At 64.6% G+C, this 24,986-nt stretch carries 22 protein-coding genes; 9 read left to right on the top strand and 13 right to left on the bottom strand.

Annotation, left to right across the window (positions count from 1 at the left end; genetic code table 11):
* Nucleotides 1-35 precede the first annotated feature (35 nt).
* Nucleotides 36-959, bottom strand: coding sequence for a LysR family transcriptional regulator (locus tag K410_RS0125835; protein WP_028137561.1), 924 nt, complete (start codon nt 957-959; stop codon nt 36-38).
* 213 nt (nt 960-1,172) lie between these two features.
* Between K410_RS0125835 and K410_RS0125840 the strand changes: the two genes are divergently transcribed.
* From K410_RS0125840 to K410_RS0125850, 3 genes are read left to right on the top strand one after another with little or no spacing between them, the layout of a single operon-like run.
* On the top strand, nt 1,173-1,883 hold the full coding sequence (locus K410_RS0125840; protein WP_028137562.1) for an SDR family NAD(P)-dependent oxidoreductase: 711 nt from the start codon (nt 1,173-1,175) through the stop codon (nt 1,881-1,883).
* A gap of 17 nt (nt 1,884-1,900) precedes the next feature.
* Nucleotides 1,901-2,137 carry a tautomerase family protein gene (locus K410_RS0125845; RefSeq protein ID WP_028137563.1) on the top strand — a complete coding sequence of 79 codons (237 nt, stop codon included), beginning with the start codon at nt 1,901-1,903 and terminating at the stop codon, nt 2,135-2,137.
* Between the two features lie 27 nt (nt 2,138-2,164).
* A complete protein-coding gene (locus K410_RS0125850; RefSeq protein WP_028137564.1) occupies nt 2,165-3,394 on the top strand; it encodes a YbfB/YjiJ family MFS transporter in 1,230 nt (409 codons plus the stop codon).
* A gap of 18 nt (nt 3,395-3,412) precedes the next feature.
* On the opposite strand, the gene K410_RS0125855 is transcribed toward K410_RS0125850, so the two are convergent.
* The 4 genes from K410_RS0125855 to K410_RS0125870 all read right to left on the bottom strand — a co-directional run bounded on the left by K410_RS0125855 (nt 3,413) and on the right by K410_RS0125870 (nt 9,190).
* Complete coding sequence (locus tag K410_RS0125855) at nt 3,413-4,873, bottom strand: flavin-containing monooxygenase (protein WP_028137565.1); 1,461 nt, start codon at nt 4,871-4,873, stop codon at nt 3,413-3,415.
* Nucleotides 4,874-5,031: 158 nt separating this feature from the next.
* A complete protein-coding gene (gene ahcY / locus K410_RS0125860) occupies nt 5,032-6,453 on the bottom strand; it encodes an adenosylhomocysteinase (RefSeq protein ID WP_028137566.1) in 1,422 nt (473 codons plus the stop codon).
* A 123-nt stretch (nt 6,454-6,576) separates the two neighbouring features.
* A complete protein-coding gene (gene metK, locus K410_RS0125865) occupies nt 6,577-7,773 on the bottom strand; it encodes a methionine adenosyltransferase (protein ID WP_028137567.1) in 1,197 nt (398 codons plus the stop codon).
* A 61-nt stretch (nt 7,774-7,834) separates the two neighbouring features.
* Nucleotides 7,835-9,190 carry a hypothetical protein gene (locus K410_RS0125870; protein ID WP_028137568.1) on the bottom strand — a complete coding sequence of 452 codons (1,356 nt, stop codon included), beginning with the start codon at nt 9,188-9,190 and terminating at the stop codon, nt 7,835-7,837.
* A gap of 173 nt (nt 9,191-9,363) precedes the next feature.
* On the opposite strand from K410_RS0125870, the gene K410_RS0125875 reads away from it, so the two are divergent.
* Complete coding sequence (locus tag K410_RS0125875; protein WP_028137569.1) at nt 9,364-11,082, top strand: caspase family protein; 1,719 nt, start codon at nt 9,364-9,366, stop codon at nt 11,080-11,082.
* Between the two features lie 106 nt (nt 11,083-11,188).
* On the opposite strand, the gene K410_RS0125880 is transcribed toward K410_RS0125875, so the two are convergent.
* The 6 genes from K410_RS0125880 to K410_RS0125905 form a co-directional block, all read right to left on the bottom strand.
* Entirely contained in the window at nt 11,189-12,307 is a 1,119-nt protein-coding gene (locus K410_RS0125880) for a cobalamin-independent methionine synthase II family protein (RefSeq protein ID WP_028137570.1), read from the bottom strand.
* Nucleotides 12,308-12,383: 76 nt separating this feature from the next.
* Nucleotides 12,384-13,100, bottom strand: coding sequence for an ABC transporter ATP-binding protein (locus K410_RS0125885; protein ID WP_028137571.1), 717 nt, complete (start codon nt 13,098-13,100; stop codon nt 12,384-12,386).
* Nucleotides 13,093-13,848 carry an ABC transporter ATP-binding protein gene (locus K410_RS0125890; protein WP_028137572.1) on the bottom strand — a complete coding sequence of 252 codons (756 nt, stop codon included), beginning with the start codon at nt 13,846-13,848 and terminating at the stop codon, nt 13,093-13,095. The genes K410_RS0125885 and K410_RS0125890 overlap by 8 nt, the downstream gene beginning before the upstream one ends.
* Complete coding sequence (locus K410_RS0125895; protein WP_028137573.1) at nt 13,845-14,873, bottom strand: branched-chain amino acid ABC transporter permease; 1,029 nt, start codon at nt 14,871-14,873, stop codon at nt 13,845-13,847. The genes K410_RS0125890 and K410_RS0125895 overlap by 4 nt, the downstream gene beginning before the upstream one ends.
* A gap of 8 nt (nt 14,874-14,881) precedes the next feature.
* Nucleotides 14,882-15,751 (bottom strand): branched-chain amino acid ABC transporter permease, encoded by an 870-nt coding sequence (locus K410_RS0125900; RefSeq protein ID WP_028137574.1) that lies wholly within the window; start codon nt 15,749-15,751, stop codon nt 14,882-14,884.
* Nucleotides 15,752-15,885: 134 nt separating this feature from the next.
* The gene (locus K410_RS0125905; RefSeq protein ID WP_028137575.1) at nt 15,886-17,064 is read right to left on the bottom strand and encodes an ABC transporter substrate-binding protein; all 1,179 of its coding nucleotides are present in this window, start codon (nt 17,062-17,064) and stop codon (nt 15,886-15,888) included.
* 512 nt (nt 17,065-17,576) lie between these two features.
* Between K410_RS0125905 and K410_RS0125915 the strand changes: the two genes are divergently transcribed.
* The gene (locus K410_RS0125915) at nt 17,577-17,861 is read left to right on the top strand and encodes a hypothetical protein (RefSeq protein WP_028137576.1); all 285 of its coding nucleotides are present in this window, start codon (nt 17,577-17,579) and stop codon (nt 17,859-17,861) included.
* A gap of 71 nt (nt 17,862-17,932) precedes the next feature.
* On the opposite strand, the gene purU is transcribed toward K410_RS0125915, so the two are convergent.
* Nucleotides 17,933-18,796: a formyltetrahydrofolate deformylase gene (gene purU / locus K410_RS0125920; protein ID WP_028137577.1), complete on the bottom strand. Its 864-nt coding sequence runs from the start codon at nt 18,794-18,796 to the stop codon at nt 17,933-17,935.
* Between the two features lie 187 nt (nt 18,797-18,983).
* Between purU and K410_RS0125925 the strand changes: the two genes are divergently transcribed.
* Nucleotides 18,984-19,826, top strand: a complete 843-nt coding sequence (locus tag K410_RS0125925) for a uroporphyrinogen-III synthase (protein ID WP_028137578.1) — start codon at nt 18,984-18,986, stop codon at nt 19,824-19,826.
* 120 nt (nt 19,827-19,946) lie between these two features.
* Entirely contained in the window at nt 19,947-21,209 is a 1,263-nt protein-coding gene (locus K410_RS0125930; protein WP_028137579.1) for an MFS transporter, read from the top strand.
* A 7-nt stretch (nt 21,210-21,216) separates the two neighbouring features.
* On the opposite strand, the gene K410_RS0125935 is transcribed toward K410_RS0125930, so the two are convergent.
* Nucleotides 21,217-21,891 carry a Crp/Fnr family transcriptional regulator gene (locus tag K410_RS0125935; RefSeq protein ID WP_028137580.1) on the bottom strand — a complete coding sequence of 225 codons (675 nt, stop codon included), beginning with the start codon at nt 21,889-21,891 and terminating at the stop codon, nt 21,217-21,219.
* Nucleotides 21,892-22,227: 336 nt separating this feature from the next.
* Here K410_RS0125935 and K410_RS0125940 point away from each other — a divergent pair, with 336 nt between their 5' ends.
* Together K410_RS0125940 and K410_RS0125945 are read left to right on the top strand one after the other, a co-directional pair.
* The gene (locus tag K410_RS0125940) at nt 22,228-23,049 is read left to right on the top strand and encodes an ABC transporter ATP-binding protein (RefSeq protein ID WP_028137581.1); all 822 of its coding nucleotides are present in this window, start codon (nt 22,228-22,230) and stop codon (nt 23,047-23,049) included.
* Nucleotides 23,046-24,977 carry a long-chain fatty acid--CoA ligase gene (locus K410_RS0125945; protein WP_028137582.1) on the top strand — a complete coding sequence of 644 codons (1,932 nt, stop codon included), beginning with the start codon at nt 23,046-23,048 and terminating at the stop codon, nt 24,975-24,977. Before K410_RS0125940 ends, K410_RS0125945 begins: the two co-directional genes overlap by 4 nt.
* Nucleotides 24,978-24,986 lie beyond the last annotated feature (9 nt).

Consider the following 24,986-nt stretch of genomic DNA (forward strand, 5'->3'; position numbering starts at 1 on the left):
ACGCAAAATAACGCATTGCGGAGGTGCGAAGCGGCTCAGTGCGCCTTGATGCTCTTCTTCAGCAGCGCAAACTGCTTCTTCAGCCGGGGCACCGCGAAGTCGGTGAAGGCGCGCACCTTCGGCACCGAGAGCCGGCCCTGCGGGCAGATCAAATGCGCGGGCATCTCCGGGTCCTCGTCGCCGGCCAGGACGATCTCGAGCTCGCCGCGCGCGACCTGCTCGGCGACCTGGTACGAATACATCCGCGCCACACCCCGCCCGGCAACGGCGGAGGCCACTGCCGCATAGGTGCTGTTGACGACGAGCCGCGGGGTAAACTGAACCGTGCGCGGCACCGATGAACCCGCCTGTGGCGCGAAGGTCCAGGAGTTGGGCAGATGCGCCATGGCGACGATCTGGTGCTTGGCGAGATCGCCGGGCTCGGCGATGCGCGGATGCTGCTTCAGATAGCGCGGCGCTGCCACCACGACACGGCTGATCCCTCCGACCCGCATGGCAATCATCGCCGAATCCGCCAAGGGACCGATGCGAAGCGCGACGTCGATCCCCTCCTCGATCAGATTGACCGCGCGATCGAACAGCAGGAGCTTTGCCGACACGGTGGGATAGGCATCGAGAAACGCATCCAGAATCGGCCGCAAGACCATCTCCCCCGAGACCACGGGAGCGGTGATCGTGAGCAGGCCGCGCGGCGCCGTGCGCGGTCCAACCGCGATGTCGTCCGCTTCCTCGAGCTCGGCGAGCACACGGCGGCAGATTGCGGCATAGCGTTCTCCCTCCTCGCTCAGCTTGATCGCGCGAGTCGTCCGGTGCAGCAGTACGGCGCCGACGCGTTCTTCCAAAAACGCGATGGCCCGGCTCACCGCAGCCGGCGATCGGCCGAGCTTGCGCCCGGCGCCAGCCAAGCTGCCCTCGTCCACGGCCAGGACGAACACTTTCATCGCGTCCAGACGATCCATTCCCTTCCCGTCGCCCCCTGAGCTTCCGCTCGCAGGCTAGGCGTTCGCCGCAAGCTCGACAACTACCCGGGGTGCCGGCCCCGCATTCGTTCGCGCGGCGAAAGAGTGTCTGCCGGACAGCGGATATTCGCGACCGGCCCGTCGCAGCGTACCTCAGCACGCAAGCCGGCCGCTGCCGGCACAGATTCTCAGAGCCAACAACAGGAGCCCATCATGGGTATCGAGCAGAAGGTCGCCATCGTCACCGGTGCATCGCAGGGCATCGGCGCCGCATTGGTGCAGGGTTTTCGCGATCGCAACTACCGCGTCGTCGCCACGGCGCGCTCCATCAAGCCGTCTGGCGACGATGATGTCCTCGCCGTTCCCGGCGACATCGCCGACCGTTCCACTGCCGAGCGCGTAGTCTCACAGGCGATCGCCCGCTTCGGCCGGGTCGACACGCTGATCAACAACGCCGGCATCTTCGTCGCAAAGCCGTTCACGCAATACACGGCCGAGGACTATGCGGCGGTGATGGGAACGAACGTCGCGGGCTTCTTCAGCATCACGCAGCTCGCCATCGCCGAGATGGAGAAGCAGGGATCCGGCCACGTGGTGCAGATCACGACCACGCTGGCGGATCAGGCCAATTCCAACGTGCCATCCTTGCTTGCCTCGCTGAGCAAGGGCGGGCTGAACGCTGCAACCAGATCGCTCGCGATCGAGTACGCCAAGCGCGGCATCCGTGTGAACGCGGTCTCACCCGGCATCATCAAGTCGCCGATGCATCCGGTCGCGACGCATGCGCAGCTCAGTGCGCTGCACCCTGTCGGTCACATGGGTGAGATGTCCGACATCGTCGACGCGGTCCTCTATCTCGAGGGCGCCTCCTTCGTCACCGGCGAGATCCTGCATGTCGACGGCGGCCAGAGCGCCGGCCATTGAGACGGGGGGGAAGCACGATGCCCATCGTCACCATTCAAATCACCCGCGAGGGAACGAGGCCGGGAGCGGCGTCGCTCACTGCGGAGGAAAAGGCCGCGCTGATCAAGGGTTCAAGCAAGCTCCTGCTCGACGTCCTCGGCAAGCCGCTCGATTCCACCTTTGTGGTGATCGAGGAAGTGGACACAGACAATTGGGGCTGGGGAGGCCTGCCGGTGCAGGAATTCAGGCGCCGCCGCGCCGCCCGGACAGGATGATCCGCGCCCCTCGCGCAGGAAGATGACATGACCAACGCAGACACGAAGCGACACGTCGAGACCGGTCCGCAACCGCGGCCGGGCTCGGCCTTACGAACAACTTGGCGGTATGCCGTGGCGGGTTTGTCCGCATCGCTGGTCGGGCTTGGCCTCGCCCGCTTCTCCTACACGCCGCTGATCCCGGCTTTGATCGCCGCAAAATGGTTCAGCGTATCCGACGTCGTCTATCTCGGCGCTGCGAACCTCGCCGGCTATCTCGCCGGCGCGCTCGCAGCACGAGCGCTTGCCACCCGCATCGGCGCGGTCCGCGCGTTACGGACGATGATGCTGCTCGCCACCCTCTCCTTCTTCGCCAGCTCGGCCCCATTGTCGTTCAGCTGGTTTTTCGCGTGGCGCTTCCTGGCCGGCCTCACCGGCGGCATCATCATGGTGCTGGCGGCGTCCGTCATTCTGCCGCATACAGCGGCAGCACGGCGCGGCATCGTCGGCGGTGTGATCTTTGCCGGCGTCGGCCTCGGCGTCGCGGCATCGGGCACGCTGGTGCCATTGCTGCTGCAACAGGGTTTGCAGCAGAGCTGGTATGGCCTCGGCATGCTCTCCGCCCTGCTCACGCTCGCGAGTTGGTGGAACTGGCCTGCCGAGACCAAGGCCGATGCTGCGCCCTCGCATCCAGCCAAACCTCATCGCGTCTCGCCGGCCGCCCGCGCGCTGCTGGTTCAGTACGGCCTCAATGCGGTGGCCCTGGTGCCGCACATGGTCTTCATCGTCGACTTCGTGGCACGCGGCCTGGCCCAGGGCATTGCCGCGGGATCGCGCTATTGGGTGCTGTACGGCCTCGCCGCGATCGTCGGCCCGCTGATCACCGGTCATCTCGGTGACCGCTCGGGTTTCGGCCCGGCCCTGCGCGCGGCCTTCCTGATCGAGGCGGCAGCCGTGCTGCTGCCAACCGTCAGCACCGCGCCGGTTTCATTGGTCGTGTCGAGCGTCGTGGTCGGTGGCTTCACGCCAGGCATCGTACCGCTGGTGCTGGGTCGCATCCATGAGCTCGTGCCTCACTCCAGCCAACAGCAACGCGCGATATGGAGCCATGCCACCACCAGCTTTGCGCTGTTCCAGGCGGCCGCAGCTTACGGCTTCTCCTGGATCTTCGCCCAGACGGGCGGCGACTACCTGTTGCTGTTCGGCCTCGGCGGCGGCGCCGCAGTGCTGGCGCTCGCGATCGATCTTGGGTTCGCGCTCACCACACGCAAGGCATAGAGGCGAGCGGTGGCGCGATCAGGAATAACGCATCACGCCGTCGTCGATCCGGCCGAAGCGCAGGGAGACGATGTCGAGCGCGTAGTTCTGGTACAGCCGCCACGGCCGCTTCGAGCCCTGCTTCGGCATCTTGGCCACCGAGCGCTGCACATAGCCCGAGGTGAAATCCAGCGACGGCTGCGCTGTGATGGTCGAATCGTCATTGTGCGGCATGCACTGGCGGAAGTTATGCCGGTCCATGTAGTTGATGAGACGGCAGACATATTCGCAGGTGAGATCACATTTCAGCGTCCAGGACGCGTTGGTGTAGCCGAAGGCCGAAGCCATGTTGGGCACGTCGGCATACATCATGCCCTTGTAGGTCAGCGTATTGGCAAAATCGACGGCGCGGCCGTCGACACTGACCTCGAGGCCGCCGACGACCTGGAGCACTAATCCGGTCGCCGTCACGATGATGTCGGCCGCAAGCTCGCTTCCGTCCTTCAGGCGGATACCGTCACGCGTGAACGTGTCGATCTCGTTGGTGACGACGCTGGCGCGCTGCTCGCGGATCGCCTGGAAGAGGTCGCCGTCCGGCACCAAGCACAGCCGCTGGTCCCAGGGATTGTAGCGCGGGGTGAAATGGGTTGCGACGTCGTAGTCGGGGCCGAGCGCCATTCGCACGCCCTTGAGAATGAGGTCCTTGACCTTCGCGGGCTTGCGCCGGCTGAGCTGGAAGAAGAACATCCCCCACATCACGTTGCGCCAGCGGATCAAATGATAGGCCAGCCGCGCCGGGAGATTGCGGCGCAATTTATTGGCGAGAGGATCCTGCGCCGGCCGCGATACCACATAGGTCGGCGAGCGCTGCAGCATGGTGACCTGCGCCGCCTTCTTGGCGAGCTCCGGCACCAGCGTGACCGCGGTCGCGCCCGAGCCGATCACGACGACGCGTTTTCCCGCGTAGTCGATGTCCTCGGTCCATTTCTGCGGACGCACGATGCGGCCGGCGAAATCGGCAGCGCCCTTGAACTCCGGCGTGTAGCCCGCCTCGTATTTGTAATAGCCCGAGCACATGAAGAGGAAATTGCAGGTGAAGCGGACGAGCTCGCTCGCGCCCTCGCCCGTGATCCGCTCGGCCTCGACGGTCCAGCGTGCCTCGCTGGTCGACCAGGAAGCGCGCTTGACGCGATGACGGAAGCGGATGTGCTTGTCGATGCCGTTCTCGCTGGCTGTCTCGCGCACATAGTTCAGGATCTGCGGCCCGTCGGCGATCGCCTTCGGATCGGTCCACGGCTTGAACGAATAGCCGAGCGTGAACATGTCGCTGTCGGAGCGGATGCCGGGATAGCGGAACAGGTCCCAGGTGCCGCCGATGCAGTCGCGCCCCTCCAGGATGACGTAGCTCTTGGTCGGACACTTGGTCTGCAAATGATAGCCCGCGCCGATGCCTGATAGCCCGGCACCGACGATCAGGACGTCGAAGTGTTCTTGTTGCATGGTTTCCTCCGCCGGGGAGGATTGTCCGCCCGCCGCTGCTGGCCGTCAATTGGCAATCGGGCGCGCAGCAACCGTAAAGCGAGTTGAATTCCACGTCCCGAAACAACGAAGCCCCGGATTGCTCCGGGGCTTCTTGCGTTCCTGACGGACGACGCGTCTCAGTAGCGGTAGTGATCGCTCTTGTACGGGCCTTCCTGCTTCACGCCGATGTAGTCGGCCTGGTCCTTGCGCAGCTCGGTGAGCTTGACGCCGATCTTGGCGAGGTGCAGGCGGGCGACCTTCTCGTCGAGGGTCTTCGGCAGCACATAGACTTCCTTCTTGTACTTGCCGTCCTTGTTGTTGGCGAACAGCTCGATCTGCGCCAGCGTCTGGTTGGTGAAGGACGCCGACATCACGAAGGACGGATGGCCCATCGCGTTGCCGAGATTCACGAGACGGCCTTCCGACAGCAGGATGATGCGGTGCTTGTCGGGGAATTCGATCTCGTCGACCTGCGGCTTGATGTTGGTCCACTTCAGGTTACGCAGACCCGCGATCTGGATCTCGTTGTCGAAGTGACCGATGTTGCAGACGATGGCGCGATCCTTCATCGCGCGCATGTGCTCGATGGTGATGATGTCCTTGTTGCCGGTCGCGGTGACGAAGATGTCGGCACGGGGAGCCGCGTCTTCCATGGTCACGACCTCGTAGCCTTCCATCGCGGCCTGCAGCGCGCAGATCGGATCGACTTCCGACACCATGACGCGGCAGCCGGCCTGGCGCAGCGAGGCGGCCGAACCCTTGCCGACGTCGCCGAAGCCGGCGACCATCGCGACCTTGCCCGACATCATCACGTCGGTGCCGCGGCGGATGCCGTCGACCAGCGATTCACGGCAGCCATAGAGGTTGTCGAACTTCGACTTGGTGACGCTGTCATTGACGTTGATGGCGGGCCACAGCAGCGTGCCGGCCTTCTGCATGTCGTAGAGACGATGCACGCCCGTGGTGGTCTCTTCCGAAACGCCCTTGATGCTCTCGGCAATCGCGGCGAAGTAACCCTTCGGCTTCTCCTTGAGCTGCTTCTTCAGCAGCGCGAAGAAGACTTCCTCTTCTTCGGAGCCGGGCTTGTCGAGGAAGGCGGTGTCACCCTTCTCGGCGCGCAGGCCGAGATGGACGTACATGGTGGCGTCACCGCCGTCGTCGAGGATCATGTTCGGGTGACCGCCGCCGTGCCAGTCGAACAGCTTCGCTGTGTAGTCCCAGTACTCGGTCAGCGTCTCGCCCTTGACGGCGAAGACGGGAATGCCGGCGGCCGCGATCGCGGCGGCGGCGTGATCCTGCGTCGAATAGATGTTGCAGGAGACCCAGCGGATGTCGGCGCCGAGTGCGGCCAGCGTCTCGATCAGCACGCCGGTCTGGATCGTCATGTGCAGCGAGCCGGCGATGCGGGCGCCCTTCAGCGGCTGCTTCGGGCCGTACTCCTCGCGGGTGGCCATCAGGCCGGGCATCTCGGTCTCGGCCAGCGAGAGCTCCTTGCGGCCGAAATCGGCGAGCGAAATGTCCTTGACGATGTAATCGGTGAAGCCGGGCTTCGCGTTCATAGGAGGTTCCTGTTTGTTTGGCTCGTCATTCCAGGGCGCTGGTGAAGCGAGCGAACCTGGAATCCGGAAGTGCGAGATTCCGGGTTCGCCGCGGTTGCGGCGCCCCGGAATGACGCAAGTGACTTAGAGCGCGCGCTTGAGCTGCTCGACGAGGTCGGTCTTCTCCCAGGAGAAGCCGCCCTCGTTGTCCGGCGTGCGGCCGAAATGGCCGTAGGCCGAGGTGCGCGCGTAGATCGGACGGTTGAGGTCGAGATGGGTGCGGATGCCGCGGGGCGTCAGATCCATCGCCTGCGCCGCTGCCTTCTCGAGCTGCTCCTCCGGCACCTTACCGGTGCCATGGGTGTCGATGTAGATCGACAGCGGACGCGCCACGCCGATGGCGTAGGCGAGCTGCAGCGTGCAGCGGTCGGCCAGGCCGGCGGCAACGATGTTCTTGGCGACGTAGCGGGCGGCATAAGCCGCCGAACGGTCGACCTTGGTCGGATCCTTGCCGGAGAACGCACCGCCGCCATGCGGGGCTGCGCCACCATAGGTGTCGACGATGATCTTGCGGCCGGTCAGGCCGGAATCACCATCCGGGCCGCCGATGTAGAACTTGCCGGTGGGGTTGATGTGCCAGATCGTCTTCGGCGTGATCCAGTCCTTCGGCAGCGCCTCGCGCACATAGGGCTCGACGATCTCGCGGACCTGGTTCGAGGTGAGGTCCGGAACCAGATGCTGGTGCGAGACCACGATCTCGCGCACGGCGACCGGCTTGCCGTTCTCGTACTGCACGGTGACCTGGCTCTTGGAATCCGGTCCGAGCACCTTCTCCTTGCCGGAGTGGCGGGCTTCGGAGATCAGGCGGAGGATCTTGTGGGCATAGAAGATCGGCGCCGGCATCAGATCGGGCGTCTCGTTGGTGGCGTAACCGAACATGATGCCCTGGTCGCCCGCGCCCTCTTCCTTGACCTCGCCCGGCTGCAGCGCATCGACGCCCTGGGCGATGTCGGCCGACTGCGGATGCAGCAGGATCTCGATGTCGCAGGTCTTCCAGTGGAAGCCTTCCTGCTCGTAGCCGATGTCCTTGATCGCACCGCGGACGACGCCCTCGATCTGCTCGTTGGTCACCGACTTGGGACCACGGGTCTCGCCCGCAATCACCACCTTGTTGGTGGTGGCGAGCGTCTCGCAGGCGGCGCGGATCTGCCAGGGGTCGATGCCGGCCTTCGGCCCTTCGCGGTAGAACAGATCGACGATCTCGTCGGAAATGCGGTCGCAGACCTTGTCCGGATGACCCTCGGACACGGACTCGCTGGTGAAGAGATAGGACGCGCGCATCAGTAACCCCTTGTTCCGCCGCTAAGCCGGCGGGCGTTTGCGATGTTTACTTTTGATGATGTCAATCACGCCGGCGCGAGATGACGTAGGATTCGTCGAGAAACCAGAGCCCATTGTACTTTCGCAGCACGTCCCTGGCGGCATCCAGAGTGCGGCCGTTTTGAGTCATTTCTGTCAATCGGTCGTCCTCAATCTGAGCGACATACACCGCCGCATTCCACGCTGCAAAGGCCGTGGAGGTCCCGATCGTACCGGTGACCTCGTTGGGCAGCGCTTCCATATCATACCTGAAGATCGAACGGTTATCCGCATAAGCATTAAAATTTAAGTCGCGGCCCACCGATCCGAGTTCATACTTAACGGCGCGCAATAGCTCATGACGGCTCACCGCGAAAGGATTTTCTCCGGGCCAGATCGCCTGGATCATTTCCATGCCCGGATCCTGGCCATGGGAGTGGATCCCGATCAGCCGCCCTCCCGGCCGCAGCGCCCGCGCAAGAGGTGCGATGATCCGCTTGGCCCGGAAGTTCACCGACGACAGGGCGCGGTAGGGCTGGGAGGCGATGACGAGATCGAAATTGGCTTCGGTCTGGCCCGGCCGCGGAATGGTCGAATCCAGCAGGAACCTGTGATCCTCGCGATACAGCACCAGAACGACGGGCCGCTCATACAGCGGCATGGCGGTGCGCGGGCTGATCGCGGCGCGCCAGTTCTGCTCCAGGAACGGCCTCAGCTCGGCGATCTGCTGCTCGAACTCGCCCGATGAGGCGCCCCGCAGCGGGACCTCGTGCCAGACGGTCGCGGCCGCCGCCGCAGGCGATGCCGGCGTGAGCCAGGGCGCCTCCGAATAGAACATGTTGGTGAAGACGAACACCGACGCCGGGTGCTCGAAAATGCGGTCCGGCACCTTCTCCAGCGTCAGGCGCAAATCCTCGAGACTGAGCTCCTTGCCGGCGACGTAGAACGGCATGTGGGGAAAGCGCTGGTGCGTTGCGCGCAGCACCCGCGCCAGCACGGTACCGTCGCCGACGCCGGCGTCGAACAGGCGCAGGGCCGGGGGGCGCGGATGGATCGAGGCGAGCTCCAGCGCGACCCTGTCCGCGACCACCCGCTTTTCGCTGCAGGTATGGACGAATAGCAGGTATTTCTGGCGGTTCTCGAAGAAGCGGAAATTGCCGCGCGGATCGCGCTTCTCGGGCGGCACCTGAAGCCCTCGCGGCGGCGGCATGCCGCCGGCCATCGAGGCCGCCATGTAGGCCTGGATCCGCTCCAGCGTGTCGATGGTGATGCGCTTGCCCTCGCGCAGGCGATGCACCAGCTTCCCATCGTTCACCGCGCGCCGGCCAAATGTCGATTCCGCCATGTCCGCCTTGCGGCAGAACTCCGTGATCTGGCTGAGGATTTCGTCGTTCTTCATGAGGTGGGACGCGGTGGGCAGACTGGGTGGGACGCTCTCTCCTAGCAAAGTCTGCCCACTAAGGGAATAGCGGATCGAAGCGCCTCCCCTGCCGTTCGTGTCGGCGCCAGCCGTGAACCGCTGCGGTCTGCCCGGCAACAAACAGGCGCCTCTCCTCTGAAGGGCCATTCGCCATGCGCCGCCTGCTCGTCGCGCTCAGCCTGCTCACCGCAATCCTTGGATCCGCACCGGCGGTCGCGCAGGCGCGCAATCAGCTTGGGCCGCTCTGCACCACCGAGACGACGCCGGCGGAGCAGATGATCGATGCCTGCAGCAAGATCATCGCGTTGAAGGTGTTTCGGGGCGAGCAGCTCGCGACCATCCATTTCTGGCGCGCGGTGGGCTGGAACAAGAAGGGCAATTACTCGAAGGTCATTGCCGATGCCACCGAAGCGATCCGGCTCCAGCCGAGCCAAGCGGCCTACAATCTCAGGGGATCGGCTTATTACGACAAGGGCGACTACGAGATCGCCATCGCCGATTTCGACGACGCACTGAAGCTCGGACCGCCCAGCGGCACCATCTTCCACAATCGGGGCAACGCCTGGCGCGGCAAGCACGACTTTGCCAAGGCCATCGCCGACTACGACATGGCGATCAAGGCCGATCCGAAATCGGCATTCTCGTTCCAGAACCGCGGCATCTCAAAACAGGCACTCGGCGACCTCGACGGTGCGCTCGCCGACATCAACCAGGCGATCCGGCTTGATCCTTCGCTGCCGCAGCCGCTGATCAACCGCACCGCGATCTGGCGCGCCAAGGGCGATCTAGATCGCGCCATCGCCGACGGCAGCGAGGCGATCCGGCTGGCGAAGGACAAGCCGCCGGTCAACATCATGACGCCGCCGAACAGCGTGCTGATCTCCGGCTACACCCATCGCGCCCTCGCCTATGAAGCCAAGGGCGACTACGCCCGCGCGCGCGACGAGTACCAGGCGACGCTGGCGATCGTGGCGTCCGACGCCGGCAGCAAGGCCAACCAGGCCACCGCCAAGGTACGGTTGTCGCTGCTGACGGACGCCGGCGCGCCGATCCCGCGCGATGCGCCCTCGCCGACGACGCAGCCGGCGAACAATCCTGCCCCACAAGAGACCGGCGCGGCACCCGCCCCCTCGGCTGCTCCGGCCGCTCGCGGCGTACGCATGGCGCTGATCATCGGCAACGGCGCCTATGCCCATGTCAAGGCGCTGCCCAATCCCGCCAACGACGCGCGCGCCGTCGCCAAGAGCCTGCGCGATATCGGCTTCACCGTGTCGGAGGGCATCGATCTCGATCGCGCCGCGATGCAGAAGATGACGCGCGACTTCCTGCACGAAGCCGCCCGGGCGCAGGTCGCTTTGGTCTATTATGCCGGCCATGGCGTGCAGGTTGACGGCCGCAACTATCTCATTCCCGTCGACGTCGCGCTCAAGCCGGGCGCTGCCATGACCGAGGCGATGATCGACATGGACACGATCATGGCCGGCCTCGACGACCAGGTTCGCACCAACATCCTGATCTTGGATGCCTGCCGCAACAATCCCATGGCGCAGCAGGTGGCAAGCGCCGGCGCCAACCGCGGTATCGAAAGCGCCTCGGGCCTGGCGGCACCGACCAGCCTGGGCGCTGGCGCGACATTGGGCGCCGGCACGCTGATCGCCTTCGCGACCGCCCCGGGCCAGGTCGCGCTCGACGGCGAAGGCGCCAACTCGCCGTTCTCCGCCGCGCTGTCCCGTCATATCGGCACGCCCGGGCTGGAGGTGCAGCAGATGCTGACGCGGGTGCGGGCAGAGGTGGTGTCGAGCACCAGGAACAAGCAGGTGCCGTGGTCGAACTCGTCGCTGCTGGGCGAGGTTTATCTGGCGGAGAAGTGAGGACGCGTTTACGCGTCGTCATCCCGGGATGGTGCGCAAGCACCAGACCCGGGATCTCGAGATTCCGGTTTCGATGCTTCGCATCGCCCCGGAATGACACTTGACGTCAGTTGCCCCACACTTCCTTCGCGATCTCGACAGCGAGGCTGAGCTTGGCCCATTGCTCTTCCTCGGAGAGGATGTTGCCCTCTTCCGTCGAAGCGAAACCGCATTGCGGAGAGAGCGCGAGCTGCTCCAGCGGCGCGAACTTGGCGGCTTCCTCCAGGCGGCGCTTGATGTCGTCCTTCTTCTCGAGCTCACCGAACTTCGAGGTGATGACGCCGACCACGACGACCTTGTTGCCCTTGGGCAGGAAGCGCAGCGGCTCGAAGCCGCCGGCACGGTCGGAATCGTATTCCAGGAAGTAGCCGTCGTAATTGGTGCCGGCCAGCATGGTTTCGGCAACGGGCTCGTAGCCGCCCGAAGAAATCCAGGTCGAGCGGAAATTGCCGCGGCAGACATGGGTCGTCACCACCATGTCGGCGGGCTTCTCGGCCAGCGCGTAGTTGATGATGCGCGCATAGATCTGCTGCAGACCATCCGGATTGTCGCCGCGCTCGCGCGCCTTCTGCAATTCGTCTTGGGAGCAGAGATAGGCCCACACGGTGTCGTCGAACTGGAGATAACGGCAGCCGGCGTCATAGAACGCCTTCACCGCCTTGCGATAGGTCTTGCCGAGGTCCTCGTAGAAGGCCTCGAGATCGGGATAGACCTCCTTGGAGATCGACTTGCGGCCGCCGCGGAAGTGCAGCACGGCGGGCGACGGTATCGTCATCTTGGCGGTGACGTGGGCCTGGTCGGCGACCTTCTTCAGGAAGCGGAAGTGGTCGAGCATCGGGTGGTCGGCGGGAAAGTCGAGCTTGCCGATGACGCGCACCGCGTCGTGACGGGTCTGCACGCCCGCGAACTGGATGCCGGTGTCGGGATGGAACAGCTCGCAGCCGGTGAGCTTGGCCAGGAAGTCGAAATGCCACCAGGAGCGGCGGAATTCGCCGTCGGTCGCGAGCTTGAGCCCGATCGAGGCTTGCTTGTGCACGACCTTCTCGATCTCCATGTCCTCGATCTTGCGCAGATCGTCGGCCGAGATCTCGCCCTTCTCCAGCCGGATGCGGGCTTCCTTGATCTTGGCCGGACGCAGGAGGCTGCCGACCTCGTCGGCGCGGAAGGGGGCTCTGGTTCGCTGCATTCTTGTTTCTCCCGAAATTTCAGTCGGCGCTCGTTGTACCTCCTCTCACCGCAAGCGGGGAGAGGCGAAGAAAAAGTCAGTGGGCCGCCGCCCCCGCGACGCCGAGATGCCGCTCCAGGACCGAGGAGTCGGCCCTCAGCGCGGCGCTCGGGGCGTCGTGGACGATCGTTCCGCGCTCCAATATCACAACGCGGTCGGCCAGCCCCAGAATCTTTTGGGCATTCTGCTCGACGATGATCGAGCAGATGCCGCCCGCCCGGGTGATGGTCCCGATCGCCTTCAGGAGCTCTTCGACGATGATGGGGGCAAGGCCCTCAGTCGGCTCGTCCAGCAGAAGCACTTTCGGGTTGAGGGTGAGCGCGCGCCCGATCGCCAGCATCTGCTGCTCGCCGCCGGAGAGCTGATTGCCAAAGTTGGTCCGCCGCTCCTTCAGTCGCGGGAACATCTCGTACACCTTCTCGACCGTCCAGGGGCCCGGCTGGGCCACCGCGGTCATGTTCTCCTCGACCGTGAGCGAGCGGAAGATGTTGCGCTCCTGCGGCACCCAGCCGATGCCGGCGCGCGCGCGCTGGTCGGGCCGCAAGCTGGTGATGTCGGTGCCGGCCAGCACGACTGAGCCGGAGAAGCGGCGGGTGACGCCGACGACGGAGTTGATCAGCGTGGTCTTGCCGGTGCCGTTGCGGCCAAGCAGCGCCAGGACCTGCCCCTCGGCGAGGCGCAAGGACATGTTGGGCAGCACCACCGCTTCGCCATAGCCGGCGCGAAGTGAGTCGATCGCGAGCAGGTCAGACATTGACCGCCCCCTCGCCGAGATAGACCGCCTTGACCTGCGGATCGCGCGCGACCTGCTCGGGCGGCCCTTCGGTGAGCAGCGCGCCGGAGACCAGCACCGAGATGCGGTCGGCAAAGGAGAAGACGAGGTCCATGTCGTGCTCGATCAAGAGCACGGTGACGTCGCGCGGCAGCGCGCCGACCACGGCGAGGATGTCGTGGCGCTCGCTCTCGGGCACGCCCGCGGCGGGCTCGTCGAGCAGCAGCACGCGCGGCTTGGCGGCGATCGCGACCGCGATCTCGAGCAGGCGCTGCTTGCCGTAAGGCAGCGTCACGGTCTGCTCGTTCATGACGTCGAGCAGGTGGAAGCGGGTCAGGAGATCGGCGATCTCGCCGTTGACGTCGCTGCGCGTGCCCATCCGCCGCCACCAATCGCCGCCATGGCCGAGACGTTCGGAGACGGCAAGGCCGATGGTTTCGAGCGGGGTGAGATCGGGATAGAGCTGGTTGATCTGGAAGGTGCGCGACAGGCCGAGCAGCACGCGCTTGTGCACGGGCAGATCGGTGATGTCCTGGCCTTCGAGCAGGATGCGGCCCGAGTTCGGCTTCAGCACGCCGGTGAGCTGGTTGATCACAGTGGTCTTGCCGGCGCCGTTCGGGCCGATCAGCGCGTGGCGCGCCCCCTGCTCGACCTTGATCGACAGATCACGGGTGACGCGCAAGCCGCCGAACTGCTTCTCGAGCTTCTGGGTTTCGAGCGCGATGGTCATGCATCGCTCTCCGGCACGGCGACGACCGCCTTACGGCCTGCTACCTGCCTGATGACCAGATTCGGCACATACAGCACCCAGCGATGCAGGCGCTGCCGGCCGACCAGCACGATCACGACCAGCACGAGGCCGATCCAGAACTGCCAGTATTGCGGGGTGATGGTGGAGAACAATTCCTGGAGCATGCGGAAGATCACAGCACCAATCAGCCCACCATAGAGATAGCCGGTGCCGCCGATGACGAGCACCAGCATCAGATCGGCCGAGCGCTCGAAAGCGAAGACGTCGAGCGAGGCGATCGCGGTGGTCTGGGTGAACAGCGCGCCCGCGATGCCGGCATAGAACGCAGCCAGCGTGTAGATCGCGATCAGGCGGCGGTTGACGGGAATGCCGATCGCCGCAGCCCGCAGCGGGTTGTTCTTGATCGCGCGCAGCGACAGGCCGAATGGCGAATGCACGACGCGGCGGGCGAACAGGAACAGCAGGAACAGCACGGCCAGCGAGTAAAAGAAGCCGGCCTTGCCGAACATGTCAAACGGAATCTGGCCCAATATCGGCTGCATCTCGATGCCCTGCAGGCCGTCTGTGCCGCCGGTGATGTTGGAGAAGCGTTCGGCGAGCGCTTCCAGCAGCAGCGCGATGCCGAGCGTCACCATCAGGCGCGTGAGGTCGACGCCGCGGATCACCAGGAAGCTGGTGGCAAAGCCAAGCACCATCGCGGCCAGGCCCGCGACGAGCAGCGCGAGCACGGGCTCGTTGACGATACCGTGAAGCGCGAGAAGTCCCGCGGCATAGGCGCCGACCCCGAAGAAGGCAGCGTGGCCGAGCGAGACGATGCCCGCATAGCCAAGGATGAGATCGAGCGACATCGTGAACAGCGCCAGGCGCAGGATGTCGGTCATGATCAGATAGCGCGAGGGAAAGGCGAAGCCGCAGGCCAGCACGATCAGCCAGAAGGCGATTTCGCCGTAGTGCCAGCGCGCCTGGCGCTGGGCGTGATAACCGACGTCGGAAGCAGCGCTCATCGGCGAACTCAACGCGCGGCCGTGCGGCCGAACAGGCCGTTCGGGCGCCAGATCAGGATCACGATCATCATGGTGTAGATCACGAAGGGACCCATCTTCGGCACGTAATACTTGCCGGCGACGTCGCCGATGCCGAGCAGGAGCGAGGCCAGGAACGGGCCGGTGATGGAAGAGGAGCCGCCCACGGTGACCACGATCAGGAAGTAGATCATGAACTTCAGCGGAAAATATGGATCGAGGCCGAGGATCTCGGCGCTGAGGGCGCCGCCGAGGCCGGCGAGCCCGCATCCGAATGCAAACGTGAAGGCGAACACCTGCGGTACGTTGATGCCGAGGCCGCTCGCGGCACGGGGATCGTCGACCGCGGCGCGCAGGCGGCTGCCGAAGCGTGTCTTGGCCAGCACCATCTGCAGAGCGATGGTGAGCAGGCCGCAGATGACGATGATCATCAGCCGGTAGCGGCCGATGCCGACGCCGAACAGGTCGAACTGGCCCTGGAGCGCGGCCGGCAGATTGATGAAGACGCGCGATGAGCCCTGGATGTAGTCTACGGCGGCAACCGACATGAAGGTCAGGCCGATGGTGAACAGCACCTGGTCGAGGTGGCTGCGCGTATAGAGGTGGCGATAGAGCGTCCGTTCGAGCGCAATGCCGATCGCGGCCGAGGAGACGAAGGCGAGCGGCAATGCGGCGAAGAACGGCCAGCCCATCCGGTTGACCAGCACCATGCAGATATAGCCGCCGGCCATGGCGAAGGCGCCGTGGGCGAGGTTGACGAAGTTCATCAGCCCAAGCGTGACCGCAAGCCCGCAGGCGAGCACGAACAGCAGCATGCCGTAGGCAACGCCATCGAACAGGTTGGTGAGGATTGCGGTCATCGGGAGCGGGTGAATCCTGGTAGTCACTAGTCATTCCGGGGCAGCGCGGAGCGCTGAACCCGGAATCTCGTTTCAACAATCTCGAGATCCCGGGTTCGCGCTAAGCGCGCCCCGGGATGACGCGCTTTCGCGCGTCACTTCTTGGTCTTGCCGAGATCCTTGACCGCCTCGAAGGTGGCGAACTCGACATTGTACAGCTCGCCGTCGACCTTCTCGACCTTGCGGATGTAGATGTTCTGCACGATGTCGCGGGTTTCGGGGTCGATCGAGATCGGACCGCGCGGGCTCTCCCACTTCTGGCCCTTCATGGCTTCGATCAGCTTGTCGCCATTGGTATCGCCGCCGGTCTTCTTCAGCGCTTCGTAGATCAGGTGGATGCCGTCATAGCCGCCCACCGCCATGAAGCCCGGACGATTGCCGAACGCCTTCTTGTAGGCGGCGACGAAATCCTTGTTCATCTGCGAGGGGTGCGCCGCGGAGTAGAGGTGCGCGGTGACCGTGCCGAGCACGGCGTCACCCATGTTGTTGAGCAGGTCGTCGTCGGTGACGTCGCCGGGCCCGATCACCTTGATGCCGGCCTTGTCGAGGCCGCGCTCGGCATACTGCTTCATGAAGTTGCCGCCCTGGCCGGCCGGCACGAACACGAAGATCGCGTCGGGCTTGGCGTCTTTCATGCGCTGCAGGAACGGGGCGAAGTCGGGGTTCTGCAGGGGAACCTTGACCTCTTCTACCACCTCGCCGCCGCCGGCCGTGAAGTGCTGCTTGAAGAAGTTGAGAGCGTCATTGCCCGGCGCATAGTCCGAGGTCAGCGTCGCCACCTTCTTGATGCCGTTCTTCGCCGCCCAGTCGCCGATGATGGTCGAGGACTGTGCCAGCGTGAAGCTGGTGCGTACGATATAGGGCGAGCGCTCGGTGATGATCGAGGTGCCGGCCGCCATGACGATTTCCGGAATCTTGGCCTGCGTTGCCAGCGGCGCCGCCGCGAGTGCGGCGGGCGTCACGCCGAAGCCGGCGATGAAGTTGACCTTGTCGTTGACGATCAGTTCCTGCGCGGCGGTCTTGGTCTTGTCCGGGATCGCGGCATCGTCCTTGAGGATGATCTCGATCTTCTTGCCGGCGACGGTGTCACCCTTCTGCTGCATGTAGAGCTTGATCGCGTTCTCGATCTGCTTGCCGGTCGAGGCCTGGCCGCCTGTCATCGGCAGGATCAGGCCGATCTTAACGCTGTCCTGGGCCTTCGCAGGCGCGACGGCCGCGAGGCTTGCGATGGCGGCCGCTACGGCAGTCCGCGAAAGAATCTTGCGTTCGAACATCAGATGTCCCTCCCCTTCATTCCTGCTCTTGTGCCCTGGACCGAGTACCCGGCCCTTGCCTCAAACTTTGCCGACGCGCGAGAAATCATCGCTGACGACATGGGCGTCTTTCGCGCCAACCTTGTCAATCGGACGTTTGGCGACTATTCGGCGAGCCGTGCGTTCCGATGATCTGCCGACCGAAGCGGCGCCCCGGGTTACGTCGGGTTTCCAACTTGCCCACCTCTCATTTGTACGAATGTACAAAGAAAATGGACTTGTCAACGAAAACCCCGCCGCCAACCGACGCCATGTTGTCGCGAGCGCCGCATGGCAGTCTAGAACCGGCAGGGATCGCCGGCATGGAGGATTTCGTCTTTCGCTTGCAGAATATGTACATCCGCGCGTCCGGACTGCGCGCATCTCGGTAATAAATTACCTATCTCGAATAAGTCTATTTTACCTTGTTGAAGGCTAAGCTTCTGCCCTGCCGGCCCGGGCTGGCGTCCACTGACCGACTGCGCGCCCACACAATGTCCAAGACTTTTCGTTCCGCCCTCGTCCTCGCTGCGCTCGCTGCGGGACTGTCCGGCTGCGGGACGGTCAACGAAAAACTCTCCGCCGGCATGGGCGACTATGTCCCGCAATGGGCCGGCGGCCTGCCAGCCGATGCCCCGCCGCGACCCGGCACACCGCAATACGACGCCTACATGAAGGAACGCGAACGCAAGCGGCTGATGCCGGCGGCGGATCGCGAGAAGGAAGAGCAGGCGCAGAAGGGCGCGACGGGAACGACGTCGGCCGGCACGGTGCGCTGATGGGGCGAGTGGCGAATAGGAAATAGCGAATAGGGCCTCTTTTCTATTCGCTACTCGCCATTCGCTATTCGCTAGTCGACGAACACCACGGTCTTGCGGCCGTTGAGGATGACGCGGTCGTCGAGATGGTAGCGGATCGCGCGGGCGAGCACGCGACGCTCGATGTCGCGGCCCTTGCGGACGAGATCCTCGGGCGTGTCGCGATGACTGATGCGCTCGACGTCCTGGTCGATGATCGGGCCTTCGTCGAGATCGCGCGTGACGTAATGCGCGGTGGCTCCGATCAACTTGACGCCGCGCTCATGGGCCTGGTGATAGGGCTTTGCGCCCTTGAAGCCCGGCAGGAACGAGTGGTGGATGTTGATGCAGCGACCCGAAAGCTTGGCTGACAGATCATCGGACAGGATCTGCATGTAGCGGGCCAGCACGACGAGATCGGTCTTCGTCTTGCCGACGAGGTCGATGATCTGCGCCTCCTGCTCGCGCTTGGTCTCCTTGGTCACCGGCAGGTGGTGGAACGGGATGCCGCCGAAATCGAGCCCGCCATAGACCTCCCGCGGATGGTTGGAGACGATCGCAGTCAGCGTCATCGGCAACTCGCCGGTGCGCCAGCGATAGAGGATATCGACCAGGCAGTGGTCGGACTTCGACACCAGCAGCATCACCTTGCGATGCGCGGCGCGATCGCGCATCTGCCATTCCATGCCGAAACGCTCGGCGATCGCGGCAAAGCCGGTCTGCAGCGCCGACAGTTCCACGGCAAGGTCGGCCGCGGTGAACACCACGCGCATGAAGAACTTCTTGGTCTCGACGTCGTCGAACTGCTGGGCGTCGAGAATGTTCTGTCCGTTGTGGGCGAGAAACGTCGACACCGCCGAGACGATGCCGGGCCGATCCGGACAGGACAAGGTCAGAACATATTGATGGTCGGGCATGTTGATGGACGGGCTTGGCTCTTGATGAAGGTTTGTGCAGCGGAACGACCCCGCGACCTGCACCCTGCTCTAGCACCGACCCCGCCCTTGCGCCAATCCCAAGACGATCCCAAGACAACCCCAAGACTTGCTTCGACATCATGCGCGGAGTCAGGATGAACAGACGATTGCGATTACGGAGAATCCCATGGCCGACCGCCTGAACGGCTACCGCATCCTGATCCTGGAAACGCGCGAGGAGGCGCAGTTTTCCAAGCTGCTGGCCGAGCAAGGCGCCGAGGTCGTGCAATGCCCGATGTTCACCATCCACGACGCGCCGGACCCGGCCCCGGTCGAGGCCTGGATCCGCCGCGCCATCGACAAGCCGCTTGGCGATCTCGTGCTGATGACCGGCGAAGGCCTGCGGCGAATCATGAAGCTTGCCCGCGCCCGCGGGATCGACGCCGACTTTGTCGCCGCGCTCGCCAAGACGCGGACATTCACCCGCGGCCCAAAGCCCGGCAGGGCGCTGCGCGAGGTCGGGCTGGAACCGCAGCAGACGACAGAGAAACCGACCACCGAAGGCGTGATCGAGATGCTGAGCAAGCTCGACCTCAGGGGACGGCGCCTCGGCCTGCAGCTCTATCCGGACAAGGAGCATAGCGCGCTGACCGGCGCGCTGGCCGCACAAGGCGCCGCGGTCGATACGGTGCTGCCCTATGTCTACGATTCCAAGGCGGCCGATACCAACATCATCGCCGCCGTCGACGACATGGCCGCGGGACGGATCGACGCCCTCGCGCTCACCAATCTCGGCCAGGTCCGCCGACTGATCGAGGCCGCGAAGGCGCATGGCAGCGAGGCCAAGCTGCGCGCCGGCCTTGAACAGACGCTGATCGCGTCGGTCGGTCCGGCGGTCTCCGGCGAGCTCGCCGCCCACGGCCTGCGCACCGACGTTTCGCCGGCGGAGGAAGCGTACTTCATGCGACCGCTCATCTCGGCGATGGCCTCAGCCCTGGCGCAGCGGAAGCCGAGAGCCACGACGAGGTAAGAGCCGAACGCGGGGGCGGCCTGCGGCAGCTGCGATTGACACGAGCATCGCTGGCGCTAGCTTGCGAGCAAGAAGAAACCACACGGGCTGGGAAATCGCCGTGATACGAGCCATCGCGCCTTGAGCAGAGCCGCACGAACTTCCGCGCTCGCGCCGTTCCGCATTCGCAATTATCGTTTTCAATGGCCGTCGGATCTGCTCACCTCCTGGGCGTTCGAGGTCGAGACGCTCGTGCTCGGCTGGTACATTCTGGTCGAGACCGGCTCGGTGCTGCTGCTCACCGTGCTTGCCTCGCTCCAGTTCGTCGGGACATTGGTCGCGCCGGTGTTCGGCATGATCGGCGATCGCATGGGCCATCGCGATCTGCTGATCGTGATGCGTCTTGCCTATACGGTGCTCTCGTCAACCATCATGGTCCTGGCGCTGTCCGGTCATCTGTCGCCGCTGAGCGTCATGATCATCGTCGCAATCATGGGTTTGATTCGTCCCTCCGATCTCGGCGTCCGGGGCGCGCTGCTCGCCGAGATCATGCCGGCCGAGCAGCTGGTGGGCGCCATCAGCGTTGCACGCACCACCCAGGACAGTGCGCGCATCGCCGGCGCGTTGACCGGCGCCGGGTTGTTCGCCGTCCTCGGCATCGGCCTCGTCTATGTGGCGATCGCGTGCCTCTATCTGGCAGCCGCGCTTCTCATGCTATGCCTGACCCGGCCCAAGAGAACCGTCGTCACGAGCGATCTTCCGGCCAACAGCCACGCGGTGTCGCGACTGCTGGGCGAGCTCAAGGAAGGAATCGTCTACGCCTGGAATGGCCCGGGAATGCGCGCGGCGCTGTGCGTGGCGTTCCTGGCCAATCTCACCGCATTTCCCTTCACTGGCGGGCTATTGCCCTACATCGCCCGCGACATCTTTCATACCGACCAGACCGGCCTCGGTTACCTCTCGGCGAGCTTCGCGATCGGCTCGCTGATCGGCTCCATCACGCTCAGCCTCGTCGGCGGACTGCGCATTGCCCGGCTTCTGATCGGCGCGACGCTGGCCTGGTACGCCATGCTGCTGGTATTCGTCGAAATCAGGACCATGCCGGTGGCGATGGCCTGCCTCGTTCTCGCCGGTATCGCCCAGAGCATGTCGATGATCTCGGCAGCCGTGATCCTGATGCGGTCGGCCAGTGCGCATCTTCGCGGCCGCGTGATGGGCGTGCGCATGATGGTGATCTACGGCCTGCCGATCGGATTGCTCGCGGCCGGCAGCATGATCGACGTCATCGGCTATTCCGCAACCGGCTCGCTCTATGCCGCCGCGGGCTTCATCACGATGCTGGCGATCGCGATCCGCTGGCGCGCCGATCTCTGGCCGGTGCACGCGCCCGCCAATGCGCGATGAGGTCGCGTTAGTCCCCGTAGCCGCGCAGCCGCTCGATATCGAGGATGGTGACGCCGCCATATTCCAGCCGCAGCAGCCCCTCCTTCTCCAGCCGGTTCAGCGCGCGGTTGGCGTTCTGGCGGGACATGCCGGAGAGCGCGCCGATCTCCTCCTGGGTGATCTCCAGATGCGCGGTCGATTCCGGGTAGAGGATCGGGTTGAACAGCGAGGCGATGCTGCGGGCAAGGCGCGCGGTCGCATCGAGGGTCCGATTGACCTCGAGCATGCCGATGAACTGGCCGAGCCGCTCGTTGAGCTGGCGCACCAGAAAGCGGTTGAAGCCGACGCTGTTCTCGAACAGCCACATGAAGGCGCTGCGTTCCATCAGCGCGACGCGGCTGTCACGCAGCGCGACCACGTCATAGCGGCGCGGCTCGTTCTTGAGCACGCTGCCCTCGCCGAACCAGGCCCCTGCCGTCAGCCCGGCCAGGCTCGTCTCCTTGCCGTCCCGCGAGACCCCGCCCATGCGGGCAAGACCGCTGACCATGCCGGCCCAATAGGCGAAGATATCGCCGCGCATGAACACGGTCTCGCCGGTGCCGTAGGACCGCTCCGTGATTCCGGCGCGCGCGACCTCGATCTCCGCTTGCGTGAGCTCGCGCGACCAGGCGGCGACGCGCTTCAGATGATCTTCTGAAATCATGATCTCGCGGCCAGCCGCACCGTTTCGTCACTCCACCTTCTGTTGCATCGCAACATGATTATGACGACTGCCACCCGACGAAAGATGAAGGCCGCTGCCGCCCGGCAAACTTTGTCGCAGAATTGTCAGCCGGGAGACATTTCAAAATAGCGCTTTCCCCTATTGAGAACCACCTCGGCGATGCGGCTCTTGATCCCTGACGGGAACGAGAGTGGCGCGGGCTCCGGTCGAGACCATCTGCTGCATGGCCTCACCGGCACCACCGTACTAGGATCGCCGGACAGAACGGACGAAGAGCGCGGCTAAAAAGCGCCATCACCGGGAGGGTTTCGTTTGGTGGCTACCAGTCTTGAAGTGCGCGGCGTGTCCTTGCGATTCGGCGGCGTCCGTGCGCTGACCGATGTCAGTTTCGCCATCAAGGACGGCGAGCTGTTCTCGATCATCGGCCCCAATGGCGCCGGCAAGACCTCGATCGTGAACTGTATTTCCGGTCGCTACAAGCCGACTGAAGGCCAGCTCTTCTATGGAGACCGCGACATCACCGGCTTGACGCCGAATGCCCGGGCCTCGCTCGGCATCGGCCGCACCTTCCAGAATCTCGCCCTGTTCCACCACATGAGCGTGCTCGACAACATCATGGTCGGCCGCCATCATCTCCTGAAGAACAATTTCCTGACGGGCTCGCTGTACTGGCTCACCGGGGCGCGCAAGGAGGAGCTCGAGCACCGCCGCAAGGTGGAGGAGATCATCGACTTCCTCGATCTGCAGTCAGTGCGCAAAGCCACCGCCGGCACCCTCTCCTACGGCCTGCGCAAGCGCGTGGAGCTCGCCCGCGCCATGGCGCTGGAGCCTCGCCTCATCCTCCTCGACGAGCCGATGGCCGGCATGAACTTCGAGGAGAAGGAGGACATGGCCCGCTACATCGTCGACCTCAACGAGGAGTTCGGGATGACGGTGGTGATGATCGAGCACGACATGGGCGTGGTGATGGACATCTCCCATCGCGTCATGGTGCTGGATTTCGGCAAGAAGATCGCCGAAGGGGACCCCGCGACGGTGCTCGCCGATCCTCACGTTAGGCGCGCCTATCTCGGCGAGGAAGACGAGGTGCTGGTCGATCCCGACGATGCACCGCCTGCGCAGGAGAGCGCGGCATGATGGATTACGCAGGCCGCGTCGCGCAGGCCGACACCTATCCCAAGATGCTCCGGCTCAACGCCAAGGAGCACGGCAACGAGATCGCTTTGCGCGAGAAGGATCTCGGGCTCTGGCGCATTTTCACCTGGAACGACTACCAGGCCCGCGTGCGCGACTTCGCGCTCGGTCTCGTCGAAATGGGCCTTGGCCGCGGCGACGTCATCGGCATCATCGGCGACAACCGGCCGGACTGGGTCGCGGCGGAAGTCGCGACGCACGCCATCGGCGGCCTCAGCCTCGGGCTTTATCGCGACGTGCTCGACGAGGAGGCTTCCTATCTCCTCAATTATGGTGAGGCGCAGCTCGTCTTCGCCGAGGACGAGGAGCAGGTCGACAAGCTGCTCACCCTCGCCGACCGCGCACCGAAGCTGAAGCACATCATCTATTCCGATCCGCGAGGGATGCGGAAATACGACGACCCGCGCCTGATGTCGGCGGATGCGTTTGCCGAGCTCGGCCGGGCACGTGCCGCGCGCGAGCCGGAGCTCTACGACCGCCTCGTAGATGCCACCAATGGCGAGGATGTCGCGATCCTCTGCACGACGTCGGGCACCACGTCTCATCCCAAGCTGGCGATGCTCGCCGCCGGCCGGGTGCTCGGTCATTGCGCGACCTATCTCGCCTTCGATCCGAAAGGGCCGGACGACGAATACGTCTCCGTGCTGCCGCTGCCGTGGATCATGGAGCAGGTCTACGTGCTCGGCAAAGGCCTGTTGTGCCGCATGAAGATCAACTTCGTCGAAGAGCCCGACACCATGATGAACGATCTGCGCGAGATCGCGCCGACGTTCGTCTTGTTCGCCCCACGCGTCTGGGAATCCATCGCCGCCGACGTCCGGGCCAAGGTGATGGACGCCACGCCTCTCAAGCAGCGCCTGTTCGACATCGGCATGAAGAGCGGCCTCGCCGCGCTCGAACAGGGCAAGCGCTCCGCCCTTGCCGACGCCATCCTGTTCCGCGCGCTGCGCGACCGCCTCGGCTTCACCCGCCTGCGCTCGGCCGCGACCGGCGGCGCGGCGCTCGGCCCCGAGACCTTCAAGTTCTTCCAGGCGATGGGCGTGCCGCTGCGCACGCTCTACGGCCAGACCGAGCTGCTCGGGGCCTATACGCTGCATCCCGAAGGCAAGGTCGATCCTGATACGACCGGCGTGCCGATGGCCGAGAATGTCGAGATCCGCATCGACAATCCCGACGTTCACGGCGTCGGCGAGATCGTGGTGCGGCATCCCAACATGTTCCTAGGCTACTACAAGAATCCGGAAGCGAGCGTCGCCGACATCAAGGACGGCTGGATGTGCTCCGGCGATGCCGGCTATTTCAACGCCAACAACCAGCTCGTCGTCATCGACCGCATCAAGGATCTCGCCGAGACCTCGCGCGGCGAGCGTTTCTCGCCGCAATTCATCGAGAACAAGCTGAAATTCTCGCCCTATATCGCCGAAGCGGTGGTGCTGGGCGCCGGCCGCGACGCGCTCGCGGCGATGATCTGCATCCGCTACTCCATCATCTCGAAATGGGCGGAGAAGAACCGCCTCTCCTTCACCACCTACACCGACCTCGCCTCGCGGCCCGAGGTCTACGCGCTGCTGCACAAGGAGGTCGAGACCGTCAACGCCACGCTGCCGCCGGCCCAGCGCATCTCGCGCTTCCTGTTGCTCTACAAGGAGCTGGACGCCGACGACGGCGAGCTCACCCGCACCAGAAAGGTGCGCCGCAGCGTCATCAACGAGAAATACGCCGGCATCATCGACGCGATCTACCGCGGCGATTCCGACATTCCCGTCGACACCGTGATCCGCTTCCAGGACGGCACCACACAGCGGGTACGGACGACATTGCGAGTGGTGGACCTCGGGATGCACGGGCACATGGCGGAGGCGGCGGAGTGACACAAATAG

Origin of the sequence: Bradyrhizobium sp. 22 (assembly GCF_000482425.1) — a bacterium.
Taxonomy (GTDB): Bacteria; Pseudomonadota; Alphaproteobacteria; order Rhizobiales; family Xanthobacteraceae; genus Bradyrhizobium; species Bradyrhizobium japonicum_B.

Excerpts from the sequence above, each read along its gene's own strand:
- K410_RS0125905 (WP_028137575.1), bottom strand. The coding sequence starts at position 17,064 with ATGTTCGAACGCAAGATTCTTTCGCGGACTGCCGTAGCGGCCGCCATC.
- K410_RS0125935 (WP_028137580.1), bottom strand. The coding sequence starts at position 21,891 with ATGATTTCAGAAGATCATCTGAAGCGCGTCGCCGCCTGGTCGCGCGAG.
- K410_RS0125875 (WP_028137569.1), top strand. The coding sequence starts at position 9,364 with ATGCGCCGCCTGCTCGTCGCGCTCAGCCTGCTCACCGCAATCCTTGGA.
- K410_RS0125890 (WP_028137572.1), bottom strand. The coding sequence starts at position 13,848 with ATGACCATCGCGCTCGAAACCCAGAAGCTCGAGAAGCAGTTCGGCGGC.
- K410_RS0125880 (WP_028137570.1), bottom strand. The coding sequence starts at position 12,307 with ATGCAGCGAACCAGAGCCCCCTTCCGCGCCGACGAGGTCGGCAGCCTC.
- K410_RS0125895 (WP_028137573.1), bottom strand. The coding sequence starts at position 14,873 with ATGAGCGCTGCTTCCGACGTCGGTTATCACGCCCAGCGCCAGGCGCGC.
- ahcY (WP_028137566.1), bottom strand. The coding sequence starts at position 6,453 with ATGAACGCGAAGCCCGGCTTCACCGATTACATCGTCAAGGACATTTCG.
- K410_RS0125915 (WP_028137576.1), top strand. The coding sequence starts at position 17,577 with ATGTCCAAGACTTTTCGTTCCGCCCTCGTCCTCGCTGCGCTCGCTGCG.
- K410_RS0125885 (WP_028137571.1), bottom strand. The coding sequence starts at position 13,100 with ATGTCTGACCTGCTCGCGATCGACTCACTTCGCGCCGGCTATGGCGAA.
- K410_RS0125900 (WP_028137574.1), bottom strand. The coding sequence starts at position 15,751 with ATGACCGCAATCCTCACCAACCTGTTCGATGGCGTTGCCTACGGCATG.
- K410_RS0125925 (WP_028137578.1), top strand. The coding sequence starts at position 18,984 with ATGGCCGACCGCCTGAACGGCTACCGCATCCTGATCCTGGAAACGCGC.
- K410_RS0125840 (WP_028137562.1), top strand. The coding sequence starts at position 1,173 with ATGGGTATCGAGCAGAAGGTCGCCATCGTCACCGGTGCATCGCAGGGC.
- K410_RS0125835 (WP_028137561.1), bottom strand. The coding sequence starts at position 959 with ATGGATCGTCTGGACGCGATGAAAGTGTTCGTCCTGGCCGTGGACGAG.
- K410_RS0125855 (WP_028137565.1), bottom strand. The coding sequence starts at position 4,873 with ATGCAACAAGAACACTTCGACGTCCTGATCGTCGGTGCCGGGCTATCA.
- K410_RS0125850 (WP_028137564.1), top strand. The coding sequence starts at position 2,165 with ATGACCAACGCAGACACGAAGCGACACGTCGAGACCGGTCCGCAACCG.
- K410_RS0125845 (WP_028137563.1), top strand. The coding sequence starts at position 1,901 with ATGCCCATCGTCACCATTCAAATCACCCGCGAGGGAACGAGGCCGGGA.
- metK (WP_028137567.1), bottom strand. The coding sequence starts at position 7,773 with ATGCGCGCGTCCTATCTCTTCACCAGCGAGTCCGTGTCCGAGGGTCAT.
- K410_RS0125870 (WP_028137568.1), bottom strand. The coding sequence starts at position 9,190 with ATGAAGAACGACGAAATCCTCAGCCAGATCACGGAGTTCTGCCGCAAG.
- purU (WP_028137577.1), bottom strand. The coding sequence starts at position 18,796 with ATGCCCGACCATCAATATGTTCTGACCTTGTCCTGTCCGGATCGGCCC.
- K410_RS0125945 (WP_028137582.1), top strand. The coding sequence starts at position 23,046 with ATGATGGATTACGCAGGCCGCGTCGCGCAGGCCGACACCTATCCCAAG.